We start from the raw sequence: 19051 nt of genomic DNA, 5'->3' as shown, positions 1-19051 counted from the left end.
AACGCCCCTCCGCTCTCCTGGATCCGGACGCCCGGTAGGGTTCTCCCGCACAGTAGGAGACACGGGGAACACGGGAGGCTTCCGGGTGGAGGTCCAGGAATCAGGCGTTCAGACCCACCGGATCCTCACCATCCCCAACATCCTGAGCATGGCGCGGCTGGTGGGCGTCCCCGTCTTCCTGTGGCTGGTGCTGTCGCCGGTCTTCGACGGTCCCAACCTCGACGGCTGGGCGCTGCTCGTGCTGGCGGCCAGTGGAGTGAGCGACTACCTCGACGGCAAGCTCGCCCGCCGCTGGAACCAGGTGAGCGCGCTGGGCCGCGTCCTCGACCCGGCCGCCGACCGCCTCTACATCCTCTCCACCCTGGTCGGCCTGACCTGGCGCGAGATCCTCCCGATCTGGCTGACCGCGCTGCTGCTCGCCCGCGAACTCATGTTGCTCGTCACGGTCTTCGTCCTGGACCGGCACGGATATGCCCCGCCGCAGGTCAACTACCTGGGCAAGGCCGCCACCCTCAATCTGATGTACGCCTTTCCCCTCTTGTTGCTCAGCGACGGAAGTAGCTGGGTGGCATCACTCGCTGCTATTTTCGGATGGGCGTTCGCCGGCTGGGGTACAGCGCTGTACTGGTGGGCAGGGATCCTCTACGTGGTCCAGGTCCGCCGCCTACTGAGGGCGGATGCCACGGCCGACTGAGCTCGCCCTGGCAGTGTCGCAGGGGCCTGGCGCCCGCACGTGCCGCTATTTCCGGGGAGCCACCCCGGGCCCGGGCCCCTCCAGACGGGCGCAGTCGGTATGACTGTCGACTCCCCAAGGAGGACACTTCCGATATGAAGGCCGTCGTAATGGCTGGTGGTGAAGGCACCCGGCTTCGCCCCATGACCGCGAGCATGCCGAAACCGCTGCTGCCCGTGGCCAACCGCCCGATCATGGAGCACGTGCTCCGGCTTCTTAAGCGTCACGGGCTCACCGAGACCGTGGTAACGGTGCAGTTCCTCGCTTCGCTCGTCAAGAACTACTTCGGGGACGGTGAGGAGCTCGGGATGGACCTCACCTACGCCCACGAAGAAAAGCCACTGGGTACGGCCGGAAGTGTGAAGAACGCCGAGGAAGCGCTCCGCAGCGACTCCTTCCTGGTGATCTCGGGTGACGCGCTCACCGACTTCGACCTCACCGATCTCATCCGTTTTCACCGTGAACGCGGTGCGCTCGTCACGGTATGCCTGACCCGTGTTCCCAACCCGCTGGAATTCGGCATCACCATCGTGGACGACGAAGGCCGCGTCGAGCGGTTCCTGGAAAAGCCCACCTGGGGGCAGGTCTTCTCGGACACCGTCAACACCGGCATCTACGTGATGGAGCCGGAGGTTTTCGACTATGTCGAACCCGATATCCCGGTGGACTGGTCGGGCGACGTCTTCCCCAAGCTGATGAAGGAGGGCAAGCCCATTTTCGGCTATGTCGCCGAGGGCTACTGGGAGGACGTCGGCACCCACGAGAGCTATGTGAAGGCCCAGGCCGACGTGCTCGAAGGGAAGGTCGAGGTCGAGATCGACGGCTTCGAGATCTCGCCCGGCGTGTGGATCGCCGAGGGGGCCGAGGTGCACGCCGACGCCAAGCTCCGCGGCCCGCTCTACGTCGGCGACTACGCCAAGATCGAGGCCGGCGCCGAGATCCGCGAACACACCGTCATCGGCTCCAACGTGGTCGTCAAGGCCGACGCCTTCCTGCACCGGGCCGTCGTCCACGACAACGTCTACATCGGGCCCCAGACCAACCTGCGCGGCTGCGTCATCGGCAAGAACACCGACGTGATGCGCGCCGCCAGGATCGAGGACGGCGCCGTCATCGGCGACGAGTGTCTGGTCGGCGAGGAGTCGATCGTCCAGGGCAACGTCCGCGTCTACCCCTTCAAGACGATCGAGGCCGGCGCCTTCGTCAACACCTCGGTGATCTGGGAGGCCCGCGGGCAGGCCCAGCTCTTCGGCGCCCGCGGCGTCTCCGGGATCCTCAACGTCGAGATCACCCCAGAACTCGCCGTCCGGCTGGCCAGCGCCTACGCGACCACCCTCAAGAAGGGCTCCACGGTCACCACCGCCCGCGACCACTCCCGGGGCGCCAGGGCCCTGAAGCGCGCCGTGATCTCCGCCCTCCAGGCCAGCGCCATCGACGTCCGCGACCTGGAGAACGTGCCGCTGCCCGTCGCCCGCCAGCAGACCGCACGCGGCAGCGCCGGCGGCGTGATGATCCGCACCACCCCGGGGGTGCCCGACTCCGTCGACATCATGTTCTTCGACGAGCGCGGCGCCGACCTCTCGCAGGCCGGGCAGCGCAAGCTGGACCGCGTGTACGCCCGCCAGGAGTACCGCAGGGCCTTCCCGGGCGAGATCGGCGACCTGCGGTTCCCCGCCAGCGTGTTCGACGCGTACACCGGCTCGGTGATGCGCGAGGTGGACACCACGGGGGTCGCCGAGTCCGGGCTCAAGATCGTGGTCGACGCCGCCAACGGCAGCGCGGGCCTCGTGCTGCCGAGCCTGCTCGGCCGGCTCGGCGTCGACGCCCTCACCATCAACCCCGGCCTCAACGAGGCGCGGCCCACCGAGACCGCCGAGGCCCGCAGGGCCGGCCTGGTCAGGCTCGGCGAGATCGTCTCCTCGGCGCGCGCCGCCTTCGGCGTCCGCTTCGACCCGGTGGGCGAGCGGCTCTCCCTGGTGGACGAGCGCGGCCGGATCGTCGAGGACCAGCGCGCGCTGCTCGTCATGCTCGACCTGATCGCCGCCGAGCGGCGCAGCGGCCGGGTCGCGCTGCCGGTCACCACCACCCGGATCGCCGAGCAGGTCGCCGCCTACCACGGCACCCAGGTCGAGTGGACGACGACGTCCCCCGACGACCTCACCCGCGTCGCGCACAAGGAGGGATCCGTCTTCGGCGGCGACGGCCAGGGCGGCTTCATCGTCCCCGAGTTCTCCAGCGTGTTCGACGCCACCGCGGCCTTCGCCCGGCTGATCGGCCTGGTGGCCCGCACCCAGCTGTCGCTCAGTCAGATCGACGCCCGCATCCCGCGCGCCCACGTCCTCAAGCGTGACGTCATCACTCCCTGGGCCATCAAGGGCCTGGTGATGCGCCGCGTCGTGGAGGCGGCCGGCGAGCGGTCGGTGGACACCACCGACGGCGTGCGGGTGGTCGAGCCGGACGGCCGGTGGGTCCTGGTGCTGCCGGACCCGGCGGAGGCCGTCACCCACCTGTGGGCCGAGGGCCCCGACGACGCCACCGCCTCCGAACTGCTCGACGAGTGGTCGGTGATCGTGGACAGCGCCGAACGCTGAGCCCGCCGGGTCGGGCTCACCCGCCGGCCGGGGCGGGTGGGCCGATCCCCGGGCCCGTTTCGATCTTCGCGGGCATGGCGTGCAATCATGCCCGCCATGCCATCCCAGGAGCCGGGCCCGCGCCGGCCGGGGGCGTCTCCCGGACGAGGTCGCCGAGGGGCGCGCCCCGACGCCTCCATGTCGTTGTTGACCACCGTCATGGACCACTCGCTCGACGAGGGGTACGCCCAGGCGGCCGCCAGGCGGCGCGCGGCCGGCCGGGCCGGGCTGCCGGCCGGCGCGCGCGCCAGGATCTGGCTGGCCGCCGGTCTCGCGCTGGCCGCCCTGGTGGTCACCCTGGGCGCCGCGCACGCCAGGGACGCCGCCCCCACGGTCGCCAGGGAGCGCGAGGAACTGCTGGAGCGGGTCGAGGCCGGCACCGACGACCTCGACCGGCTCCAGGGCACCGTCGACGCGCTGCGCGCCGACGTGGCGGCCCGACAGCGGGCCGCGCTCCCCGACGACCACGCCGCCCGGGCCGACCTGGTGGCCCTGCTCGCCGGCGCCACCGCCGTGTCGGGCCCCGGCCTCGTGCTCACCGTCGACGACGCCGAGGGCACCGGGCAGGCGGCCCCCGGCAGCCCGAGGGACGGCGGCTTCGGGGAGAGCGGCCGGGTGCGCGACCGGGACCTGCAACGGATCGTCAACGGCCTCTGGGGGGCCGGCGCCGAGGCGATCTCCGTCAACGACCAGCGGCTGACCGCGCTCTCCGCGATCCGCGCCGCCGGGGACGCGGTGCTGGTCGACAACCGGCCCCTCGTCCCGCCCTACACGCTGCGGGTGGTCGGCGGGGGCGAGGAGCTGGCCGCCGCCTTCGCCGCCACTCCCGAGGGCCGCTACCTCCAGCTCCTCGCCGACGACCACGGCATCGGCTTCAGCACCGAGGTCGGCGACCAGCTGCGGCTGCCCGCCGCGCCGAGCCTGACCATACGTTCGGCCAGCCCCGTGGGCGCGGCCGAGCCCGCGACCGAGTAAACAGGAGAAGGTAACCCGTAGTGATCGCCGTTCTGGGGCTCGTCCTGGGAGTCGTGGCCGGAATACTCACCCGACCCGTGGTGCCCACCGGCGTCGAGCCGTATCTGCCGATCGCCGTGGTCGCCGCGCTCGACGCGGTCTTCGGCGGGGTCCGCGCGATGCTCGACGGGGTGTTCGACGACAAGGTCTTCGTGGTGTCCTTCCTCTCCAACGTCACGGTGGCCGCGCTGATCGTCTTCCTCGGGGACAAGCTGGGCGTGGGCGCCCAGCTCTCCACCGGCGTGGTGGTGGTCCTCGGGATCCGGATCTTCTCCAACGCGGCCGCCATCCGCCGCCACGTCTTCCGGGCGTGACGCCGATGACCGAGGGAACGCCGCGGCCGCCGGCCGACACCACACCCGACGTCCCCGAGCCGGCCGGGCCAAGGGCCCTGCTCGACGCGCTCTGGCCGCCCCGGGTGACCCGCAGCCAGCTGCTCGCCGCCGCGCTGCTGTTCGCCCTCGGCCTCGGTCTCGCGATCCAGGTGCGGGCCGCGAGCAGCGAGGAGACGGCGCTGCGCAACGCCCGCCCCGAGGACCTGGTCAGGATCCTCAGCGACCTGGACGACAGGACCGCGCGCCTGGAGGAGGAGCGGGCGAGGCTCGAGGAGCAGCGCACCGACCTGGAGACCAGCTCCGACCAGGCCGAGGAGGCCCGCAGGCAGACCCGGGAGAGGGAGCGCCAGCTGGGCGTCCTGGCCGGTACGGTGGCCGCCGAGGGCCTGGGGATCACGCTGCGCGTCAGCGATCCGCGAGGGGCGGTGGAGGCGGATATGCTGCTCGACGCGGTGCAGGAACTGCGCGCCGCCGGCGCCGAGGCGATCCAGATCAACGATGTGCGGATCGTGGCCGACACCTCCTTCGTGGACCAGAACGGCGGGGTGCGCATCGACGGTCAGCCGGTCGGGGCGCCGTACCTGGTCTCGGCCATAGGCCGCCCGCAGGACCTGGAACCGGCGCTCAACATTCCCGGGGGAGTGGTGCAGTCCCTGGAGAACGAGGGGGTCGGCGTCACCATGGACCGCCCGGAGACCGTGCTGGTCGACGCCTTGCGATCGGCCGAGCAGCCTGACTACGCTCAGTCGTCATCGTGACCTGAGGCGGCGTCAGGGGGGCGGCGGCTCCGTGTGGCGCTCGGTGAGGGAAACTGGACGGAGGCCGTGGACGTTGTCACGACGTCATGAGCGGCCGGTGATAGAAAATGGACCGCCCCGTCCACCGATGGGGCGGGCTACGCGCGAGGGGATCGCTGGTGAGTTTTTTCGCTCGTTTGTTCGGCAGGCGTAAGAGCGGCAGTCACAGTGCCGCACGCCCCCGCGCCCGCCAGCATGGCGACACGCCAGCGTCGGCGTCCGGTGCGGACCAGGGGCGCCCGTTGTTCCGTGACGAGGTCGGCGGGGCGGGCGGCATAGGCTCCCAGCCGGCCGCCGGCGGTTCGCCCTGTGGCCGCTGCGGCCACCGCAACCCCGCCACCAGCCGGTTCTGCTCCAACTGCGGCAACGCGCTGCGCGTCGGCCTCGAGGGCTCATCCGAGACCACCTCCACGATCTCCATCTCCGGGCTCGAGGCCTACGAGGCGGAGATCACCGGCCAGCACCCGGCGCCCGCGCTCTCGGCCGAGGCCCAGGCCGCCGTCGACGCCCTGCCCGTCGGCTCCGCCCTGCTGATCGTCCGCCGCGGGCCCAACTCGGGCAGCCGCTTCCTGCTGGACGGCGACCTGACCACCGCCGGCCGTCACCCGCAGAGCGACATCTTCCTGGACGACGTCACGGTCTCCCGGCGGCACGTGGAGTTCCGCCGCACCCCCGACGGCGGGTTCACGGCCAGTGACGTCGGCAGCCTCAACGGCACCTACGTGAACCGCGAGCCCATCGACTCCGTGGTGCTCACCAACGGTGACGAGGTGCAGATCGGCAAGTACCGGCTGGTTTTCTTCGTTGGAAGGCACGGATTCTGACCGGCGAGGGTCGCGTGCCGGCCGCTTGGTGGTGCTCGACTATCCAAATGCCCCGGGCACGGCCTAGGGTTGCTGTGTGAATCAGCTCGACGTCGTGGGCGTGCGGGTGGAAATGCCCAACAACCAGCCCATCGTGCTTCTCCGTGAAGTCGGCGGTGATCGCTATCTCCCGATCTGGATCGGACCGGGAGAGGCGACCGCCATCGCGTTCGCCCAGCAGGGCATGACCCCTGCTCGGCCGCTGACGCACGACCTCTTCAAGAACGTGCTCGAGGCGGTGGGGCAGGAGCTCAGCGCGGTGCGGATCACCGATCTGCGCGACGGGGTTTTCTATGCCGAGCTCGTGTTCGCCAGCGGGGTTGAGGTCAGTGCTCGTCCATCCGACGCGATAGCCCTCGCGCTGCGCGTCGGAACACCGATCTATGGCAGTGATGCCGTGCTCGACGACGCGGGGATCATCATCCCGGACGAGCAGGAGGACGAGGTGGAGAGGTTCCGCGAGTTCCTCGACCAGATCTCTCCGGAGGACTTCGGCACCAGCCAGTAGGGGGCGCGTGGCGATCGTTGACGCGTTGCGGGTGGATGCCTAGCTTCGATGGGGCATGTCTTGGGAGGAGCGCTGTGTGCGTGCTCATCGTGACAGCCGGTGAGCGACGAAGGCACAGTCGGGGCATGCGGAACGGAGGCCGGCGTGACAGGTAACGGCGACACCAGAGCGGTGGGTGGGGTGTCCGCCCTCCCGGGGGCGCCGCCGAGGCCGGGGCTGCGGCAATCGGTGGCCCCGCAGGGGCGGGCCGGGGTCGAGGAGCTCGGATATCGCGGCCCCAGCGCCTGCGCGGCGGCGGGGATCACCTACCGCCAGCTCGACTACTGGGCCCGCACCGGCCTGGTCCCGCCCAGCGTGCGCCCGGCGCACGGCTCGGGCAGTCAGCGGCTCTACAGCTTCCGGGACGTCCTCGTCCTCAAGATCGTCAAGCGCCTGCTGGACGCCGGGGTGTCGCTGCAGAGCATCAGGACCGCGGCCCAGGCGCTGCGCGCCGCCGATCTCGCCGAGCTGGCCGAGACGACCCTGATGAGCGACGGCGCGGCCGTCTACCGCTGCGCGTCGCCCGACGACCTGGCGGAGCTGCTGCGCGGTGGCCGTGGCGTCTTCGGGATCGCGGTCGGCGCCGTCTGGGCGGACGTGGAGAGCGCCCTCGCGCAGCTCCAGGCCGAGCGGGTCGACACCGGCGAGGCGGTGCCGGCCGAGCACCCGGGGGACGAGCTCGCCAGGCGCCGCGGCCGCGGCTGAGGCGGGTTCGCGGGGCCACTGTCGGTGCCCTGCGGCACCATCGGAGCTGTGAGAGGCCAGCCGAGCATCCTGCACCTCGACATGGACGCCTTCTACGCTTCGGTGGAGCAGGCGGCCAAGCCGAGCCTGCGGGGCAAGCCGGTGATCGTGGGCGGCCTGGGCCCGCGCGGCGTCGTCGCCACCGCCTCCTACGAGGCCAGGCGCTTCGGGGTGCACTCGGCGATGCCGATGGGCCAGGCCCGCCGGCTGTCGCCGCACGCGGCGTTCCTGGTGCCGCGCTTCGCCGTCTACCGGGAGATCAGCGAGCGGGTGATGGCCCTGCTCGCCCAGCTCTCGCCGCTGGTCGAGCCGCTCAGCCTCGACGAGGCGTTCGTCGACCTCGCCGCCGGCCCGCGGCCGCCCACCTCGGCCGAGGCCGCGCGCCGGGTCGGCGAGGAGCTGCGCGCCCGGATCCTGGCCGCCACCGCGCTGACCGGCTCCGTGGGGCTCGCCGGCTCCAAGATGCTCGCCAAGATCGCCTCCGAGCAGGCCAAGCCGGACGGGCTCACCCTGATCCAGCCCGGCACCGAGCGCGCGCTGCTCGCCCCGATGCCGGTGCGCACCCTGCCCGGGGTCGGCCCGGCCACCGCCGAGACGCTGCGCCGGGCCGGGCTGAGCACCGTGGGGGAGGCCGCCGAGGCCGGCGAGGACGAACTGCTGCGGCTGCTCGGCAGGGCGCACGGCCACGCGGTGTACGCGATGGCGCTCGGCCTCGACGACCGCGCGGTGGTGCCCGACCGGGACGCCAAGTCGATCTCCGTCGAGGACACCTTCGACACCGACGTCACCGACCGGGCCAGGGTCAGGTTCGAGGTCGCCAGGCTCGCCGACCGCTGCGTCGAGCGGCTGCGCTCCGCCGGCCGCTCGGGCCGCACCGTGGTGCTGAAGGTCAGGCGGTACGACTTCACCACCCTGACCCGCTCCGAGACGCTGCGCGGTCCCACGGACGACCCGGCGGTGATCGCCGAGGCCGCCGGGCGGCTGCTGGAGGGCGTGGACACCACGGCGGGCGTCCGGCTGCTCGGCGTCGGCGTCAGCGGTCTCGCCGACTTCACCCAGGAGGACCTGTTCGCCCAGGCCGTCCCGCCCGAGCCGCCGCCCGCCGCGCCCCCGGCGGCGGCCGGCGCCGAGGCCGCGCCCGAGCGTCGCTGGCTGCCCGGCCTCGACGTGTCCCACCGCCACTACGGGCCCGGCTGGATCCAGGGCAGCGGCGTCGGCCGCGTCACCGTCCGCTTCGAACAGCCCGGATCCCCGCCAGGACGCGCCAGGACCTTCCTCCTCGACGACCCCGAGCTGACCCACTCGGCGCCCCTCCCGCTGGTCCCCGACGCTCCGTGCTCGACTGGCCGACCGCCGGATTGTGCTCTTTCGTAGGAGGTGGCACCGCCTCTTCGTGACGGGCGGCGAGCAGTGGGAGGAAGCGTGCAGACCGACATCGACCCGCGTAGCCTGATCGGCCGCAAGGCGTTCGACCGCGACGGCACCAAGATCGGCACCGTGGACGAGGTGTACCTCGACGACGCGACCGGCACCCCGGAGTGGGCGGCGGTGCGGACCGGCCTGTTCAGCCGTGACGCGTTCGTCCCGCTGGAGCCGAGCGAACTGGTGGAGGACGCCCTGCGGGTGCCCTTCGAGCGCTCGCTGATCCGGGACGCGCCGGACTTCGGCGTCGGCCGCCACCTGTCGCCCGAACAGGAGTTGCAGCTGTACCACCACTACGGCCTCGACGTCCCCCAGGAGGACGGCGGCTAGCGACGGCGTCCGGGAGCACGCACGGGACGTTCGGGGTGGGAAGTCCGCTGGTAGGCTCGAAGACGGTTGACGATCCCGCGCGGGAGAGTCCCGCCGCCCGTCGGGCGGCGAGCGCCGAAGGAGCAAATCCTCCCCGGAATCTCTCAGGCCCACGTACCGCGCGAGTGAGACCACTCTGGAAAGCAGGGTGCGCCGCACGGCCACCCTCACCGACGGTGCAAGCCGTGGCCCCCCGGGCGCCGCGGTGAAGCTCTCAGGTCCGGGCGACAGACCGGATGACAGAGGGGGAGGCCGGTCGGGCAGTGCCGCCCGAACCCCCGAGGTCGCCGCGACCAGGAGGAGCCTCCACCCATGACCGTCTCCCGCACCCCGCTCACCGAGCTCGAGCGTGGTACCCCGTTCGCCGCCCGGCACATCGGCCCGGACGCCGCCGCCCAGGCCAAGATGCTGGCCCAGGTCGGCTACGGCTCGCTCGACGAACTCACCGCCGCCGCCGTCCCCGAGGCGATCCGCAGCGCCGAGGCGCTGCGCCTGCCGGACGCGGCGAGCGAGGCCGAGGTCCTCGCCGAGCTCCGCGCGCTCGCCGGGCGCAACCAGGTGGCGCACTCGATGATCGGCCTCGGCTACCACGGCACCTTCACGCCGCCGGTCATCCTCCGCAACGTCATGGAGAACCCGGCCTGGTACACGGCCTACACGCCCTACCAGCCGGAGATCTCGCAGGGGCGCCTGGAGGCGCTGCTCAACTTCCAGACCGTCGTCGCCGACCTCACCGGGCTGCCCACCGCCGGCGCCTCGCTCCTCGACGAGGGCACCGCGGCCGCCGAGGCGATGGCCCTGGCCCGCCGGGTCGGCAAGGTGCGGGACGGCGTCTTCCTGGTCGACGCCGACTGTCTGCCGCAGACCATCGAGGTCGTGCGCACCAGGGCCGAGCCGACGGGCGTCGAGGTCGTCGTCGCCGACCTCGACGCCGGGGTGCCGGCCGAGGTGGCCGAGCGCGGCGTCTTCGGCGTGCTGCTCCAGTACCCGGGCGCCTCCGGCGCGGTGCGCGACCACCGGGCGGTCATCGAGCGGGCGCACGAGCTCGGCGCGGTGGTCGCCGTCGCCGCCGACCTGCTCGCCCTCACCCTGCTCACCTCGCCCGGCGAGCTGGGCGCCGACATCGCCGTCGGCTCCAGCCAGCGCTTCGGCGTCCCGATGGGCTTCGGCGGGCCGCACGCGGGCTACATGTCCGTCCGCGACGCCTACGCCCGCAGCCTGCCCGGCCGGCTGGTCGGCGTCTCCAGGGACGCCGACGGCCGGCCCGCCTACCGGCTGGCGCTCCAGACCAGGGAGCAGCACATCCGCCGGGAGAAGGCCACCAGCAACATCTGCACCGCCCAGGTGCTGTTGGCCGTGATGGCCGGCATGTACGCCGTCCACCACGGCCCCGACGGGCTGGCCGCCATCGCCCGCCGCACCCACCGCTACGCCGCGCTGCTGGCCGCCGGGCTGCGCGCGGGCGGCGTCGAGACCGTCCACGACGCGTTCTTCGACACCGTCACCGCCCGGGTGCCCGGCCGGGCGGCCGAGATCGCCGCGGCCGCCCGCGCGGCCGGGATCAACCTGCGCGAGACCGACGCCGACCACCTCGGCATCTCCTGCGACGAGACCACGACGCGGGCCCAACTGGCCGCCGTCTGGGGCGCCTTCGGCGTCGACGCGGACGCCGGGCGGATCGCGGAGCTGGACGCCGTGACCCCGGACGCGCTGCCCGCCGCGCTGCTCCGCGACGACGAGTACCTCACCCACCCGGTCTTCCACCGGCACCGCTCCGAGACCTCGTTGCTGCGTTACCTGCGGCGGCTGGCCGACCGCGACTACGCCCTCGACCGCGGCATGATCCCGCTGGGCTCGTGCACCATGAAGCTCAACGCCACGGCCGAGATGGAGCCGGTCACCTGGCCGGAGTTCGCCGGTCTTCACCCCTTCGCGCCCGTCGAGCAGGCCGAGGGCTTCCTCACCCTGATCCGCGAACTCGAGGACCGGCTGGCCGAGATCACCGGCTACGACCGGGTCTCGCTGCAGCCCAACGCGGGCTCGCAGGGCGAGCTCGCCGGGCTGCTCGCGGTCCGCGCCTACCACCGCGCCAACGGCGAGCCCGGGCGCACCGTCTGCCTGATCCCCTCCTCGGCGCACGGCACCAACGCGGCCAGCGCCGTGATGGCCGGCATGCGCGTGGTGGTCGTCGCCACCGGCGAGAACGGCGACGTGGACGCGGCCGACCTGCGCGCCAAGATCGACCGGCACCGCGACGAGTTGGCCGTCCTGATGGTCACCTACCCCTCCACGCACGGCGTGTTCGAGGAGGACATCGCCGCCATCTGCGCCGCGGTGCACGAGGCCGGCGGCCAGGTCTACGTGGACGGCGCCAACCTCAACGCGCTGGTCGGGCTCGCCAGGCCCGGGCACTTCGGCGCCGACGTCTCGCACCTGAACCTGCACAAGACCTTCTGCATCCCGCACGGCGGCGGCGGCCCAGGCGTCGGCCCGGTCGCCGTCCGCTCCCACCTGGCGCCCTACCTGCCCGGCCACCCGCTGCAGCCGGCCGCCGGCCCCGAGGGCGGCGGCATCGGCCCGATCGCGGCCGCGCCCTGGGGATCGGCCGGTATCCTGCCGATCTCCTGGGCCTACCTGCGGCTGATGGGCGCCGACGGGCTACGCCGCGCCACCCAGGTCGCCGTACTCGGCGCGAACTACGTCGCCAAGCGCCTGGAGCCGCACTACCCGGTGCTCTACACGGGCCCGGGCGGTCTGGTGGCGCACGAGTGCATCATCGACGTCCGGCCGCTGACCAAGGCGACCGGCGTGACCGTCGACGACATCGCCAAGCGGCTGATCGACCACGGCTTCCACGCGCCGACCATGTCGTTCCCCGTCGCGGGCACGCTGATGATCGAGCCCACCGAGAGCGAGGACCTGGCGGAACTCGACCGGTTCTGCGAGGCGATGATCGCCATCCGCGCCGAGATCGACCGGGTCGGCACGGGTGAGTGGCCGAAGGGCGACAATCCGCTGCGCAACGCCCCGCACACCGCCGAGCAGTTGACCGGTGACTGGCCGCACCCCTACACCCGGGCCGAGGCGGCGTTCCCGGCCGACGGCGAGCGGCAGGACAAGTACTGGCCGCCCGTGCGCCGCATCGACGGCGCCTTCGGCGACCGGAACCTGGTCTGCTCCTGCCCGCCGGTGGCCGACTACGCGGGCTGAGCCGCCGCGCGTTCCGGCGCCCGGGGTGGTGGATCGCCACCACCCCGGGCGCCGTCGTGCGTGCCCGGCATGCGGCCGGGACGTGAGGCCCGGCCCCTAACTGGCCAGGCCGAGCGGCGCCACCCGGCTGGTCACCAGCGGCAGCAGCGCGTCGGTGCGCATCGGCCGGTCGGCCGCGATGCCGGGCGGCGCCGGCGCGAGCGGCACCAACAGGTCGTCGGGGAGCGGGTCTCCCGTGGTCGGGTCCGCGTCCAGATCGGCGTGCAGCCACAGCGTGAGCATGTACAACTCGGGGATCGAGAGCAGCCGGGGCTGGTACGGCGTCGGCAGGGATTCGGCCAACCCGACGCCCCGTTCGGTCGAGGCGATGAACGGCCCCGCCAGGAAGTGGGAGAACACCCAGCCGTCCGCCGTGAGCGCGGTCTCGGCGGCGCCCACCGCCCGGCCGTCGGCCTCGAGCAGGAAGCGCCAGCCCGTCAGCCTGGCCCGCGGCGGCTCGGCGAGCGAGGTGACCGGCGCCAGCCGGTGCAGGGGGAGCGGAAGCACCGGGCGGGGGGTCCCCCCGGCGAGGTGCGCTGGACGCGGTTTCCGCGGGGTGTCCTCGCGCAGTGCGGCGACGACAGTTTGTTCGGCCAAAGCCGGGGCCGAGGGGATACGCAGGGGCATGATGGGTCGCCTCTCGCTTTGGAGTAGGTGGCCTCTGGAATGGGAGACACGCCACTGCGAATTTTATACCCTGCGTGTTCACCCCATGTTTCGACTAGCTGCCCCCACGTGTTTCGGCAAGGAGAAATCCGGACGCCGCCCGATGTGTTCGGGCAGTGAATATTCCGCAGGAATATGCCGGGCCCGCGGCCCCGGCCGCCGTGGGACCGGGTTCTCCCACCTGCCACGCTGGGCAGGATCGGGGCACCGCTCGACGGAGGAGGTACCCCCATGGGGGAGAAGTTCGTGGCCGATCGCTTCGATCTGGCGGCCCGTCAGGAGTACCGCGCCCGGCTGCACGACTGCCTGACGGCGCTGGAGAGGCTGCTGCGCGAGGAGCGCTTCGACGGACCGCGCGATCTGATCGGCCTCGAGGTCGAACTGTCCATGGCGGATTCCGGCGGCTCGCCGCGAATGGTGAACGACGAAGTGCTCGCCCGAATGGCCACCCGGGATTTCCAGTCGGAGCTAGGTCAATTCACTATAGAACTCAATATGCCACCGCGGCGCCTGTTCGGCCGGGTCTTCGACGATCTGGCCGAAGAACTGCGCATCGCGATCGGATACGCGGACCGAATGGCGGCCGAATTCGGCGCCGGCCTGGTGCTCACCGGGGTGCTGCCGACGATCACCCCGGAGGAGATGGCGCCAGGCAGCCTGTCGCCAGGCGACCGCTACACGCTCCTCAACGACCAGATCCTCGCCGCCCGCGGCGAGGCCATCCACCTCGACATCACCGGCACCGAGACCCTCTCGCAGAGCTTCGACTCGATCGCCGCCGAGTCCGCCTGCACCTCCGTCCAGTTCCACCTCCAGGTCACCCCCGACCGGTTCGCCGACACCTGGAACGCCGCCCAGGTGACCGCCGCCGCGCAGATCGCGGTCGGCGCCAACTCCCCGTTCGTTTTCGGCCACGAGCTCTGGCAGGAGTCCAGGCTCCAGCTCTTCCTCCAGGCCACCGACAGCCGGCCGCCCGAGATGGCCGCCCAGGGCGTGCGCCCGCGCGCCTGGTTCGGCGAGCGCTGGATCGACTCGGTGCTCGAGCTGTTCGAGGAGAACGTCCGCTACTACCCGGCGCTGCTGCCGCTCCGCGACGAGGAGGACCCGCTCTCCGTGGTCGAGGCCGGCGGCGTGCCCACGCTCGGCGAACTCGCCCTGCACAACGGCACGGTCTACCGCTGGAACCGGCCGGTCTACGCCGTCGTCGACGGCGTGCCGCACCTCCGGGTGGAGAACCGGGTGCTGTCCACCGGGCCCACCGTCACCGACACCATCGCCAACGCCGCCTTCTACTACGGGCTGGTGCGGGCGCTGGCCGACCAGCCGGAGCCGGTGTGGCGGCGGCTGCCGTTCGCCGTCGCCGAGGAGAACTTCCAGGCCGCCTGCCGACACGGGATCGACGCCGAGTTCGGCTGGCCGGCCGAGGACGGCACGGGCATCGCCAGGCTACCCGCCCACCGGCTGATAGCCGAGCGGCTGCTGCCGCTCGCCGCCCAGGGCCTGGCGGCCGCCGGCGTGGCGGCACCCGACCGCGAGCACTACCTCTCCGTGATCGAGGGGCGGTGCCGGCGTCGGGTCACCGGGGCGGGCTGGCAGACTCGGACCTACCACCAACTGGTGGCCAGTGGAGCTGACCGGCCGACCGCCCTTCGCGAGCTCGTCCGGCGATACTGCGATCTGGCGCGGACGGACACCCCCGTGCACAGCTGGCCGGCCGGCGTCTGACCGGCCGTCGGCGGCCCGGCCGGCGTCCGATCCCGCCGGACGGGAGGCGGAGTGGCGTTGAAGCCGGACGGCGAAGGGGCGGCGCTCGACGTGCCGCTCACCGGGGCCGGTGAGCGGCCGCCGCGGCGGGTGCCTCGCGACGAACTGCTGCTGGTGCTCGGGCTCTCGCTCGGCGCCAGCGCGGTGAGCGCGCTGATCAGCTTCACCGGGGTGCTGACCCGCCCCGGCGGCCTCGGCGACCACGCGGCCAACCTCAACTCCTCCCGCGCCCCCGACCGGCCCTGGCTCGACCTGGCCTGGCAGCTGTTCGGGATCACCACCGCGCTGGTGCCGGTGCTGTTGGTGGCGTACCTCCTCACGTGGGGAAGGGGCCTCACCTGGGGCGGTGGCCTCCCCGCGGGGCACGGCCCGGCGGGCGACGGCGCCCTCCGGCCTGGGCCCGGGCTGCGCGCCCTCGGCTTCGACGCCACCCGGCCACGCTTCGACCTCGCCTGGGGCGCCGTCGTGGCGGCCGGCATTGGCGGCACCGGGCTGCTGCTCTACCTCGGCGCGCACGCGGCCGGCGCCAACCTCACCGTCGTCCCCGAGTCGCTGCCGGACGTCTGGTGGAAGATGCCGGTGCTGATCCTCGCCGCGATCCAGAACGCGGTCGTCGAGGAGGTGATCGTGCTGGGCTTCCTGGTGCTGCGGCTCGGGCAGCTCGGCTGGTCGCCGACGGCCGTGCTGGTCGGCAGCTCGGTGCTGCGCGGCACCTACCACCTCTACCAGGGCGTCGGCGGCTTCTTCGGCAACGTCGCGATGGGCGTGATCTTCGTCTGGCTGTACCGGCGGTGGGGCCGGGTGATGCCGCTCGTGGTGGCCCACGCGCTGATCGACATCGTGGCCTTCGTGGGCTACGCGCTCCTCGCCGGCCGGGTCGACTGGCTGCCCACCGCGTAGGGCATGGCCGGGCCCCGCCGGGCCCGGCCACGCCGCGGGGTACTACTCCGTGGGGCCGCTGCCGTCGGCCAGCGGCAGGGCCTCGATCCGGCCGGCGCCGCAGACCTGGCCGAACGCCCAGTCGGCCGGCGTCGCCGCCTCCTGGTCGGGCGGGATCACCTCGAGCCTGGCCGGGTCGGGGCCGCACGTGCCGTCGTCGGCGTCGTTGTCGCCCGCCACCACCGTCCAGTGCAGTTGGGCCCAGGCGCTGGCGCCCGGCGCGATGGTGAGCTGGTCCGGGGCCCGCGAGTCGTCCCTGACCGTGGTGGTGGGCAGCGCCGCGCCGTCGCCCGACTCCAGCGTGAGGCCGGGCCAGCCCTGGGTGCGGCAGGCCGCCTCCGAGGTGTTGGTGAGCACCAGCGCCGCATAGCGCTGGCCCGCCGCCGCGTTCAGCGGGTTCAACGAGGCGGCGAGCGCGTCGGTCGAGCACCAGGCCGGGTCGGCCCGCGTCGAGCCCTGGTCGTCGGTGGAGCCGGCCTCGGCGCCGGGATCGGTGTCCCGCTCGTCGGCATCGGCGCCCGGATCCTCGCCGGGGTCGGGATCGGTGCCCGGGTCGGTGTCGGGGAGGGTGTTCGCCTCCCCGCCGTCGGGCGCTCGCTCGCCGGCCTGGGAGTCCTCGGCGGCCGAACCGCCGTCCTGTGCTGTGCCGTTGGACCCGCCGCAGGCGGCGAGCGCGAGAATGCTGAGGGTGAGTACCGCTGCCGAGCGGAGCGGACGAATGGCCACGATCGCCTCCGAATGTGGGGAGTTCGGCCGGATGTGGGGGGTTCTGCAGGTAAACACACACCGCGCGGGCTTGGACGCCCGGGCAACGAGCCAGGTTCCCGCCCGCCGGCGCCGCCACACCACCCGTCCGGGTGGTCAGGCTCCCACGAGGCGCCCGAGATAGTCGGGCGTCGGCTCGTCGCCCGCCGGCTCGGGCGGCCCGTAACCCGGGCGCACCGGGACCACGCCGCTCCAGTGCGGCAGCGCCAGGTCCGCCGGCTCGTCCTTCGGGCCGCCGGTGCGGACCTTGGCCGACACCTCGGACAGGTCGAGCGAGAGCAGGGCCGTGGCGGCCGACTCCCTGGCGCTGGCCGGCCGGCAGTCCGCCGCCCGGCCCGGCAGCACCTGGTCCACGACCACGTCGAGCGCCCGGCGCTTCTCCGCCGGGTCCGTGACCGGCCTGGCGACGCCGTGCACCACCACCGAGCGGTAGTTGACGGAGTGGTGGAAGGCCGACCTGGCCAGCACCAGGCCGTCCACGTGGGTCACGGTCACGCAGACCTCGAGGCCGACCGGCTCCTCGGTCGCGGTGCGCGCCGCCCGGGACCCGGTGGAGCCGTGCAGGTAGAGCCGCTCGCCGAGCCGCGCGTAGAGGGTGGGCAGCACCACGGGCGAGCCGTCCCTGACGAAGCCCAGATGGCACAGGTAGCCGTCGTCGAGGATGCCGTGCACCAGCGCCCGGTCGTAGCCGACCCGCTCCCGGGCGCGCGTCGGAGTGGTCCGCTCGGTCCGCGGATAGCTCCGTGGGGAGTCTGAGGAACTGTCGATGGCCGCCACGGGACCTCCCTGCTCGTCGGCTTGCGAAGCCGAATGCATTAGTGCAAAATTGTGTCTGTGCTAGGAGAGTATCGGATCGAGGGGCGGCGCGCCGCCGAGATTTTCGCCAGCGTCGAACGCGGAGTCCGTGACGGCGCGTTGCTGCCCGGCCAACCGCTGCCCTCGCTGCGCGAGTTGGCCGACCAGCTCGGGGTCAACCCCAACACCGTGGCCGCCGCCTACCGCGCCCTGCGGGACCGCGGGGTGGTGGAGACCGCCGGCCGCCGCGGCACCCGGGTGCGGGCCCGCCCCGCCAGCAGTCCCCGTGACGCCATCGCCGTCGAGGTGCCGCCAGGCGTCCGCGACCTCTCCCAGGGCAACCCGGACCCGGCCCTGCTGCCGCCGCTCGGCCCGGCCCTCGCCGCCGCCGCGGCGCGCGCCGGCCGCTCGCCCATGCTCTACGGCGGCCCGCCGATGGCCGCCGAGCTGGCCACGGCCGCCCGCGCCTCCTTCGACGCGGACGGCGTCCCGGCCGGCCCCCTGGTCGTCACCTCCGGCGCCCTCGACACGGTCGAGCGGGTGCTCGAAGCCTGGCTGCGCCCTGGCGACGCGGTGGCCGTCGAGGACCCGGGCTGGGGCAGCCTGCTCGACCTCGTCGCGCCGCTCGGCCTCCGCCCGCTTCCGGTCTCGGTGGACGACGAGGGGCCGCTGCCCGGATCGGTCCGCCGCGCCCTGCGGAACGGCGCCCGCGCGCTGATCGTCACCTCGCGCGCCCAGAACCCGACGGGCGCCGCCGTCTCGGCGGCGCGCGCCGCCGAGTTGCGGGCCGAGCTTGCCGAACACCCCGACGTGCTGGTCATCGAGGACGACCACGGGCACGGCATCGTCGGCGTGCCGTACCACCCGCTGGTCGGCGGCGGCGGCCGCTGGGCCGTGGTCCGGTCGAGCGCCAAGGCGCTCGGCCCCGACCTGCGGGTCGCCGTCTGCACCGGCGACCCGGTCACCGTCGACCGGGTGCAGGGCCGGCTGCGGCTCGGGCCCGGCTGGGTCAGCCACCTCCTGCAGGACGCGGTGGCCGAGCTCTGGCGGGTCGGCGCCGGCGCCGACACCGCCCGTAGCTACGATGAGCGCCGGGCCGCGCTGCTAGGGGCCCTCGCCGCGCACGGGGTCGCCGCCCACGGCCGCAGCGGGCTCAACGTCTGGGTGCCGGTGCCCGACGAGACGGCGGCCATCACCCGCCTGCTGCGCGCCGGTTGGGCCGCGGCGCCCGGCGCCCGGTTCCGGATCGCGGCCCCGCCAGGCATGCGGCTCACGGTCTCCCCGCTGGCCGCGGCGGACGTCGAGCCGCTCGCCGCCGCCGTCGCCGCGGCCGTCCGCCCACCGGCCGTCCGGCGCTACGACTGACGGCCTCGGTCGGGTCGATCACGGGCAGGTGCCTGGCCCGGTTGTCGCGTCGGG

General features: G+C 73.2%; 17 protein-coding genes and 1 riboswitch. Of the genes, 14 read left to right on the top strand and 3 right to left on the bottom strand.

Annotated elements, in window-relative coordinates; all coding sequences use genetic code 11:
- Positions 1-85: 85 nt before the first annotated feature.
- From ACYVPE_RS17090 to gcvP, 11 genes are all read left to right on the top strand, one after another.
- The gene (locus ACYVPE_RS17090; protein ID WP_461034465.1) at positions 86-694 is read left to right on the top strand and encodes a CDP-alcohol phosphatidyltransferase family protein; all 609 of its coding nucleotides are present in this window, start codon (positions 86-88) and stop codon (positions 692-694) included.
- Positions 695-828: 134 nt separating this feature from the next.
- Positions 829-3324: a sugar phosphate nucleotidyltransferase gene (locus ACYVPE_RS17085; RefSeq protein ID WP_461034464.1), complete on the top strand. Its 2496-nt coding sequence runs from the start codon at positions 829-831 to the stop codon at positions 3322-3324.
- Between the two features lie 87 nt (positions 3325-3411).
- Positions 3412-4338 carry a DUF881 domain-containing protein gene (locus ACYVPE_RS17080; RefSeq protein ID WP_461034463.1) on the top strand — a complete coding sequence of 309 codons (927 nt, stop codon included), beginning with the start codon at positions 3412-3414 and terminating at the stop codon, positions 4336-4338.
- Positions 4339-4358: 20 nt separating this feature from the next.
- Positions 4359-4691 carry a small basic family protein gene (locus ACYVPE_RS17075; protein ID WP_461034462.1) on the top strand — a complete coding sequence of 111 codons (333 nt, stop codon included), beginning with the start codon at positions 4359-4361 and terminating at the stop codon, positions 4689-4691.
- A 5-nt stretch (positions 4692-4696) separates the two neighbouring features.
- Entirely contained in the window at positions 4697-5470 is a 774-nt protein-coding gene (locus ACYVPE_RS17070; protein WP_461034461.1) for a DUF881 domain-containing protein, read from the top strand.
- A 158-nt stretch (positions 5471-5628) separates the two neighbouring features.
- The gene (locus tag ACYVPE_RS17065) at positions 5629-6333 is read left to right on the top strand and encodes an FHA domain-containing protein (protein WP_461034460.1); all 705 of its coding nucleotides are present in this window, start codon (positions 5629-5631) and stop codon (positions 6331-6333) included.
- Positions 6334-6409: 76 nt separating this feature from the next.
- Entirely contained in the window at positions 6410-6880 is a 471-nt protein-coding gene (locus ACYVPE_RS17060) for a bifunctional nuclease family protein (RefSeq protein ID WP_132818669.1), read from the top strand.
- A gap of 144 nt (positions 6881-7024) precedes the next feature.
- Positions 7025-7624 (top strand): MerR family transcriptional regulator, encoded by a 600-nt coding sequence (locus ACYVPE_RS17055; RefSeq protein ID WP_461034459.1) that lies wholly within the window; start codon positions 7025-7027, stop codon positions 7622-7624.
- Between the two features lie 48 nt (positions 7625-7672).
- Entirely contained in the window at positions 7673-9037 is a 1365-nt protein-coding gene (locus ACYVPE_RS17050; RefSeq protein WP_461034458.1) for a DNA polymerase IV, read from the top strand.
- Positions 9038-9085: 48 nt separating this feature from the next.
- Positions 9086-9415: a PRC-barrel domain-containing protein gene (locus tag ACYVPE_RS17045; RefSeq protein WP_461034457.1), complete on the top strand. Its 330-nt coding sequence runs from the start codon at positions 9086-9088 to the stop codon at positions 9413-9415.
- A 70-nt stretch (positions 9416-9485) separates the two neighbouring features.
- A riboswitch (glycine riboswitch) is annotated at positions 9486-9584 on the top strand.
- Between the two features lie 182 nt (positions 9585-9766).
- Positions 9767-12664 carry an aminomethyl-transferring glycine dehydrogenase gene (gene gcvP / locus ACYVPE_RS17040; protein WP_461034456.1) on the top strand — a complete coding sequence of 966 codons (2898 nt, stop codon included), beginning with the start codon at positions 9767-9769 and terminating at the stop codon, positions 12662-12664.
- 96 nt (positions 12665-12760) lie between these two features.
- Here the strand turns inward: gcvP and ACYVPE_RS17035 are convergent, their stop codons facing one another.
- Positions 12761-13330, bottom strand: coding sequence for a hypothetical protein (locus ACYVPE_RS17035; RefSeq protein ID WP_461034455.1), 570 nt, complete (start codon positions 13328-13330; stop codon positions 12761-12763).
- Positions 13331-13600: 270 nt separating this feature from the next.
- Here ACYVPE_RS17035 and ACYVPE_RS17030 point away from each other — a divergent pair, with 270 nt between their 5' ends.
- Both ACYVPE_RS17030 and ACYVPE_RS17025 read left to right on the top strand, forming a co-directional pair.
- Entirely contained in the window at positions 13601-15094 is a 1494-nt protein-coding gene (locus tag ACYVPE_RS17030; protein WP_461034454.1) for a glutamate--cysteine ligase, read from the top strand.
- 90 nt (positions 15095-15184) lie between these two features.
- Entirely contained in the window at positions 15185-16033 is an 849-nt protein-coding gene (locus ACYVPE_RS17025; RefSeq protein WP_461034474.1) for a CPBP family intramembrane glutamic endopeptidase, read from the top strand.
- Between the two features lie 42 nt (positions 16034-16075).
- Here ACYVPE_RS17025 and ACYVPE_RS17020 read toward each other — a convergent pair whose 3' ends face one another.
- Positions 16076-16798: a DUF4232 domain-containing protein gene (locus ACYVPE_RS17020; RefSeq protein WP_461034453.1), complete on the bottom strand. Its 723-nt coding sequence runs from the start codon at positions 16796-16798 to the stop codon at positions 16076-16078.
- A 135-nt stretch (positions 16799-16933) separates the two neighbouring features.
- Positions 16934-17653 carry a pyridoxamine 5'-phosphate oxidase family protein gene (locus tag ACYVPE_RS17015; protein WP_461034452.1) on the bottom strand — a complete coding sequence of 240 codons (720 nt, stop codon included), beginning with the start codon at positions 17651-17653 and terminating at the stop codon, positions 16934-16936.
- Between the two features lie 18 nt (positions 17654-17671).
- Here ACYVPE_RS17015 and ACYVPE_RS17010 point away from each other — a divergent pair, with 18 nt between their 5' ends.
- On the top strand, positions 17672-18997 hold the full coding sequence (locus ACYVPE_RS17010; protein WP_461034451.1) for an aminotransferase class I/II-fold pyridoxal phosphate-dependent enzyme: 1326 nt from the start codon (positions 17672-17674) through the stop codon (positions 18995-18997).
- Positions 18998-19051: the final 54 nt, after the last annotated feature.

The organism is Streptomyces mayteni, from assembly GCF_054783955.1.
The sequence above is the reverse complement of the archived record's forward strand: the minus strand, read 5'-3'. Positions and strand labels throughout refer to the sequence as shown.

Bases quoted from the DNA above. Each gene is read 5' to 3' on its own strand.
- ACYVPE_RS17085 (WP_461034464.1), top strand. From the start codon at position 829: ATGAAGGCCGTCGTAATGGCTGGTGGTGAAGGCACCCGGCTTCGCCCC.
- ACYVPE_RS17080 (WP_461034463.1), top strand. From the start codon at position 3,412: ATGCCCGCCATGCCATCCCAGGAGCCGGGCCCGCGCCGGCCGGGGGCG.
- ACYVPE_RS17070 (WP_461034461.1), top strand. From the start codon at position 4,697: ATGACCGAGGGAACGCCGCGGCCGCCGGCCGACACCACACCCGACGTC.
- gcvP (WP_461034456.1), top strand. From the start codon at position 9,767: ATGACCGTCTCCCGCACCCCGCTCACCGAGCTCGAGCGTGGTACCCCG.
- ACYVPE_RS17035 (WP_461034455.1), bottom strand. From the start codon at position 13,330: ATGCCCCTGCGTATCCCCTCGGCCCCGGCTTTGGCCGAACAAACTGTC.
- ACYVPE_RS17030 (WP_461034454.1), top strand. From the start codon at position 13,601: ATGGGGGAGAAGTTCGTGGCCGATCGCTTCGATCTGGCGGCCCGTCAG.
- ACYVPE_RS17015 (WP_461034452.1), bottom strand. From the start codon at position 17,653: ATGCATTCGGCTTCGCAAGCCGACGAGCAGGGAGGTCCCGTGGCGGCC.